Source organism: Planktothrix sp. FACHB-1355, from assembly GCF_014748295.1.
Classification (GTDB): domain Bacteria; phylum Cyanobacteriota; class Cyanobacteriia; order Cyanobacteriales; family Aerosakkonemataceae; genus Aerosakkonema; species Aerosakkonema funiforme_A.
Genome location: NZ_JACJUP010000341.1, coordinates 1 through 5,841 on the forward strand (window position 1 = coordinate 1; position 5,841 = coordinate 5,841).

Below are 5,841 nucleotides of genomic sequence, written 5' to 3' on the forward strand. Positions count from 1 at the left end.
TATCTGATGTACCCTACAGCTACAGAAGTTATTTTTTTCTTTTAACTGTTCCATTGGTAGATTCAAGATTACCATCTACCTGCCCATCTCCAAAAACTCCTTTCGGTCGCAGCAATTCCGAACGGAAAGATTGACGAATTTGGATATGCAAATATCGCTGTTGTAAAGGTTGCCACTGCTGCCACGCTTTGTAACGGCTTTCTGCCAGTTTTTCAGATAAAGTGCGAGGCAAGTTGTCTGTTTTTGAACCCAAAGCTTCGGCAAGAAATTCAGCTAAAACTACGCTATCTTGAATTTCACCTAATATGCTTTGGATGGTTTTCATGTCTTCTAAATAAGCTTGATAAGTGGCTCCGTAGAAGTTAGTAAATAATTCCATTTGATAGCGCACTCGTTTGGTTTGTTTGCGGAGGCTGTGCAGAACTTCTCCATGTACCGCTAATTCTTGTTCTACGGCTTTATGACTCATGTCTTTAAGCAGATGAATTTCTGCTTTTTCAGCTTTGGTTCCCACCAACCAGCCTGGATGAAGCAACAGTTCGCTGATTTGCGGCAGCAATAAATCTGGTAGCACTTCCAGAATTGGTAAATTAGCCATGTCGCGATAAGTCGGTTGTTCTAGCCAATCTAGAAAAGCCCGCTTCATATTCAGATAACGCGACTTTTCTAGAGTGGATTTTACATCTTTGAAAGCTTGTTGACGCTGTTGAGCTAAATAATCTAAAGCTGTATCTACAACTTTCTGTTCTGACTTGGGCAACTCCGGTCGATAATGGGTTTGAAGGCTTTCCTGAAGTACGTCTAAATCTCGCAGTACTCCCAAAGTGCGAGCAATTTTGCCAATAATTTTCTCTTGAGCTTCTTTGGGCAAATTTAAAGCAGGTGCAAAACCGGTTACAGCTGTACGCAGGCGACGCATACCGACGCGCATTTGGTGCAAGGCTTCGGGATCTTTATCTTTGAGAATATCTGCTTCGTGCTTGAGGGTTTTGTGAAAGTGTTTCTCAACTGCTAAGTAAGCCCAGTCGCCTAAAGTTTTTGCTTTTGTTGGGGTATCTACGGTCATAGTTAGTCCTCCAATTATCTGCGTCGCTAGCAATAAAAAGCCTGGTGTTGAGGTTTTCAGGCTGGGAAAGTTTTTTGATTGTGTTAATTAAGCTATTGTTAACTGCTGACTAATGGCTCTAGCCAAGGTGGGTTGATCATATCGTGGGGGCTAGAAACCCACAAGTCATAGCGGGTAACCGTTTCTCCCGTTTCCAGGTTTTTAATAAATGGTGTGCCAGTCCAAATTTGGCAACTGCATAGCTTTTTGGGGAAAGCGAGTTGAAAACCTCCCTCTATGGGTAGAATTTCAAAAAATTCTATGTGCCAGTGGGCGGGTTCGATCGCAACGTACTTTTGAGATTTTTCTGGACTTTCGCCATTTCCGTTACGGGGTGCAATGGGAGTAGGATCGATCGCCGTCGGCAAAAAATCGATATCTAGCAAGTCAGGTTTCATTCCGCAGGCTTCTACAAACGCCAGTATTTGCTGCCAATTGTAAACTGGAGACGAATCGCAGTCTACAGGAGTATTATCTCCAAAGCAGTGTCCCCCCAAAAGCCAAACGAGTTTGGCTAAAATGGCTTCCAGCCTGGGCCGATCGCTTTGGAGAACTTCCACATCTTCAGGTAGGAGAATTCGACCGGGAACAGACCACCAGTACTCCCAAGATACCAGGGGATTGAGAGGGATGAGGCGTTTGATGATACCGGGAATGCGATCGCGCAGCTGTATTTCCCTAATTTCCTCAGTAGATGCTACTTCCGAATCGGGAAGGTGTCGCATCAGGTTGTCATCCAAAGGATGTGGCTGTGCAAGCAGCATCTCATTTGGTATAAAGCCGTCGAAGTCTAACATAAGGACATCTTTTATTGGTTAACGGGTAGCGGCTGAGCTCTACCTCCTACCTATTAACTATCATTTATTCCCGACTGGGGAGCTAATTTTTTACTAAATTTTTGGAGAGAGCTATCCCGACGCCCGACGCCATAGCCCCGACGCCCTAGCTATATCTAAGGGAGAGCCGGTAATCGAATGGTGAAAGTACTACCTTTGCCCAATTCGCTTTGTACGCTCAAGCTACCGCCATGCGTGCGAACGATCGCTAATGCGATCGCCAGTCCCAATCCCGCCCCACCTGTACCTCGCGAGCGATCGCTGTTGACTCGATAGAAGCGATCGAAAATTCTCTGCTGTTCGTTTTGTGCAATACCAATACCGGTATCTTGGATATGAATTAGAGCATAGCGATCGCTGCGCTCCAAGACAACAATTACCTGACCGCCAGCAGTTGTATATTTAATACCATTGACAATTAAATTAGAAACCAAGCGATAAAGTCGATCGGGATTGCCCAAAACATTCAGTGAATTAAATAACCGGATATCGGCAGTCAACTTTACCTCAGCAGAAAGCGCCAACGCTGCAAATTCTTCTATGAGATCTTCAACCAGATCGTTGAGGCAACAAACTTGACTTTGCATCGGCAGATTTTGTCGATCCAAACGAGCCAATAAAAGCAAATCTGTGACTAAATTAGTCAACCTAAAATTTTGACGCTCTATAGTTTGGAGAATATCTCGCGCCTCTGTTTCATCTAACTGAGGCATCAACAGCGCTGATTCTACAGTAGCGTGCGTGGCAGCTAAAGGAGTCCGCAATTCGTGGGCAGCATCGGCTGTAAACTGTTGAATTTGTCTGTAGGATTGGTAAATCGGCTGCATTGCTAAACCTGCTAACCACCAGCTAGAAACGGCGATCGAAACGATTGCCATTGCCAATCCCAACCACAAAATTAATTGCACCGTATTGAGGTAATCGTCTAAATCTTTGAGGTTTCGCCCCACTTGTATGTATCCCCAATCTGCCTGAGAATCGGTATGCAGCGCTACGGAAATTTGATGATAGCGATTGCCTTTACTATCTTGTAGAGTTTGCCAAAGTTCCTTGTTTAATTGCAGGGGCAATCCCTCTGGATAATCTCCAGCTATAGCGATCGGACGGCCAAAATTATCAAATAAACGAACATAATAACTGCCTTGATTAATAACGCCTAAAGTATGGCGTTGGGAACTCAACTGCTCTTTTTGGCAGTTGGTTCCAATTTGACATATATTTGGTAAAAATCGCTGTAAAATTGGCTCCAAGCGTCCGGGTTGTTTGAGTTTCAATTCCAGGCTGTCGTGTAGCGTTCCCGCCACAGACTCGATTTCCCGGTCTAAAGCTACCAAATGGGCATGAGCGATCGCATTGTAAACACCTATACCGCACAAGCTCAAAATGAAAGCCATAACTCCTGCATACCAGGAAGCTAACCGCCAACGAGTCTGGTTAAATAGTTTATTTTGATTCATCACTCAGGTTGAGACGATACCCCATTCCGTGTATGGTTTCGATGGGAATCGTGCAGTCACTAGAAGACAGTTTGCGTCGCAGCAAACGCATTTGTGCGGCTACTACATTACTAACTGGTTCTGCACTCATTTCCCAAAGCTGATTGCGAATTTGGTCGCTGGTAACAATTTGATTTGGATGTTTCATCAAATATTCTAACAACTGAAACTCTTTAGTGGTGAGGGAAATCGCCTGCCTATTGCCATCGGTTTGCTGAAAACAAACTGCGTAACTACCGTAATCTAGTGTGAGATTTCCCACAGTTAGTTGTTGGGGTTGAAATTGAGGCGATCGCCGCTGCAAAGCGCGTAACCTTGCTAACAGTTCCGCCATGCCAAACGGCTTCACTAAATAGTCATCCGCACCAGCATCTAACCCAGCTACCTTATCTTCCATACGGTCTTTTGCTGTCAGCATTAACACAGGCAAAGAATTGCCCTTAGACCGCAGTCGCTTGCACAAGTCTAAACCCGATATTCCTGGCAGCAACCAATCGAAAATAGCTAGGGTGTATTGAGTCCACTGATTTTGTAGATAATCCCAAGCTTCGTGACCATCTTGCGCCCAGTCAACTACATACTTTTGCTGGTGCAATGTGCGCTTAATAGCCGCCCCTAAATCTGGTTCGTCTTCAACTAGCAAGACTCTCATAAAATTAGCTTCTATTTGTTAAAGTTAAAACGACCGTTCACTGTTTCGCCATTAATATCGGCAATCATTTTTACTTGATACTGACCGGGTGCTGTTTCGGGAAGTAAAACAGCGTAGTGTTTGCCCTCAGCATCATAAGACAAGTTTAGAGTTTTCTGGGTTCCATCGGGTAACTGAACTAAAGCTGTTACTTTGGCATTAGGTACTGATTCGTGGTTGTCACCTTTTTGTAAATAGAAATCTAAATGAGTTCCGTTTGCTTCTTTCTCTGGAACAAACTCTAGGTGATAAGTTCCCGTCTCGACTACTTGACCTCCTTTTGATGATTGGGAATGGTCTGATTTTGCAGATGTTTCGTTTGTCGATGTGTTGGGAGTAGAAGACTGAGTTTGAGAGGGAGAAGCGGCGACAGAGTTAGCGGGGCTGCTAGTTGAATTACTTCCTTCGGTTGCATTACTACAAGCTGTCAGTAAAAGCAACCCTACGCTAGCGAAAACAATTAAGCTGGTGTTTAGCGATTTCATACTGTTTGCTCCTTGAGTGTAAAAGTTATAAATTGTACCGATTTGTGGCCAATCAAATTAAGATGAAATTCGGGCATGAGTAGCGCTCTCGTCTTCGTAAAGAGATCTAGTTCGTTTCGGCATGAAAAATTTTCCAAATTTAGCGTATAAAGCGGGCAAAACTACCAGCGTTAATGCCGTAGAAGTAAACAAACCACCCAATACTACTATAGATAGCGGTTGCAGAATTTCCTTGCCTGGGCCACTTTCAACTACCAAAGGTGCTAAACCTAAAGCTGAAGTAAAAGCTGTCATTAAAATAGAATTTAGCCGTGACATCGAACCTTTAATCAAAACTTCTTTTAAAGGCATTCCTTCGGCATATTTACTATTATAGTTATCTACCAGTAACAAGCCGTTACGAGTGGCGACTCCAAACAAAGTAACAAAGCCAACTAAAGAAGCGATCGACACAATTCCCCCACTCATAGCGACCGAAAATACTCCTCCCACTAATGCCAACGGCAAGTTGATCGTAATCATGATAGTAGAGGGAATAGATTTGACGGAAAGGTACATGATGATGGTGATTGCCACAAAGGCGATCGCACTGAAAATTAAGATATTTTGCGTGGCTCTTTCTTGCGCTTCAAATTGACCTGAATACTGGATATAATAACCGGAGGGTATTTGCACTTGTTGCTTAATTTTTTGTCTAATCTCGTTAACGATCGAGCGCAAATCTCTGCCCCTAGCATTGGCAGAAACAACTATCAAACGGGAAACATTCTCGCGGTTGATAGTATTTGGCCCAGTACCGCTATCGATCGTGGCTACTTGTGCCAAGGGAATTTTATTGCCGTCAGGAGTATCGACTAGCAAGTTGCTAATAGTATCCAAGTTTTGACGTGCCTCTGGCTTTAACCAAACAACTAAATCAAACGTTTGTTGTTTTTCCAGAACTTGCGATACCACTCGCCCATTTAGTGCAGTTTCAATTGTTTCAGAAAGTTGTCCAACTGTCAAACCATATCGAGAAGCAGCAGCGCGATTAAACTTGATCTGAATTTGTTCGATCGGTACTTGCGGTTCTAACTGCAAATCTACAATTCCCTTGACAGTTTTCATAATATCATTTACTTCTCCCCCAAGACTGCGAAGTTTATCTAATTCTAGGCCGAAAATTTTGATGGCGATCGCACTCCTCACCCCAGACAGCACTTCATCCATCCGGTGCGAAATAAAACCC

General features: G+C 43.7%; 6 protein-coding genes. All 6 read right to left on the reverse strand.

Annotated features, from left to right (window positions below; translation table 11 throughout):
• Positions 1-28 precede the first annotated feature (28 nt).
• Positions 29-1,066 (reverse strand): CHAD domain-containing protein, encoded by a 1,038-nt coding sequence (locus H6S82_RS15350; protein ID WP_190467515.1) that lies wholly within the window; start codon positions 1,064-1,066, stop codon positions 29-31.
• 98 nt (positions 1,067-1,164) lie between these two features.
• Positions 1,165-1,902, reverse strand: coding sequence for a hypothetical protein (locus tag H6S82_RS15355; RefSeq protein ID WP_190467518.1), 738 nt, complete (start codon positions 1,900-1,902; stop codon positions 1,165-1,167).
• A gap of 155 nt (positions 1,903-2,057) precedes the next feature.
• Positions 2,058-3,398, reverse strand: coding sequence for a two-component system sensor histidine kinase RppB (rppB, locus tag H6S82_RS15360; protein WP_190467521.1), 1,341 nt, complete (start codon positions 3,396-3,398; stop codon positions 2,058-2,060).
• Positions 3,385-4,089: a two-component system response regulator RppA gene (gene rppA, locus H6S82_RS15365; RefSeq protein WP_190467525.1), complete on the reverse strand. Its 705-nt coding sequence runs from the start codon at positions 4,087-4,089 to the stop codon at positions 3,385-3,387. Before rppA ends, rppB begins: the two co-directional genes overlap by 14 nt.
• 11 nt (positions 4,090-4,100) lie before the next feature.
• Positions 4,101-4,613 (reverse strand): hypothetical protein, encoded by a 513-nt coding sequence (locus H6S82_RS15370; RefSeq protein WP_190467528.1) that lies wholly within the window; start codon positions 4,611-4,613, stop codon positions 4,101-4,103.
• 57 nt (positions 4,614-4,670) lie between these two features.
• The coding region (locus tag H6S82_RS15375) for an efflux RND transporter permease subunit (RefSeq protein WP_191056382.1) at positions 4,671-5,841 on the reverse strand (1,171 nt) is incomplete at its 5' end.

What these genes read in the sequence shown, in the direction of transcription:
- H6S82_RS15355 (WP_190467518.1), bottom strand. Translation starts at nt 1,902, where the DNA reads ATGTTAGACTTCGACGGCTTTATACCAAATGAGATGCTGCTTGCACAG.
- rppA (WP_190467525.1), bottom strand. Translation starts at nt 4,089, where the DNA reads ATGAGAGTCTTGCTAGTTGAAGACGAACCAGATTTAGGGGCGGCTATT.
- H6S82_RS15370 (WP_190467528.1), bottom strand. Translation starts at nt 4,613, where the DNA reads ATGAAATCGCTAAACACCAGCTTAATTGTTTTCGCTAGCGTAGGGTTG.
- rppB (WP_190467521.1), bottom strand. Translation starts at nt 3,398, where the DNA reads ATGAATCAAAATAAACTATTTAACCAGACTCGTTGGCGGTTAGCTTCC.
- H6S82_RS15350 (WP_190467515.1), bottom strand. Translation starts at nt 1,066, where the DNA reads ATGACCGTAGATACCCCAACAAAAGCAAAAACTTTAGGCGACTGGGCT.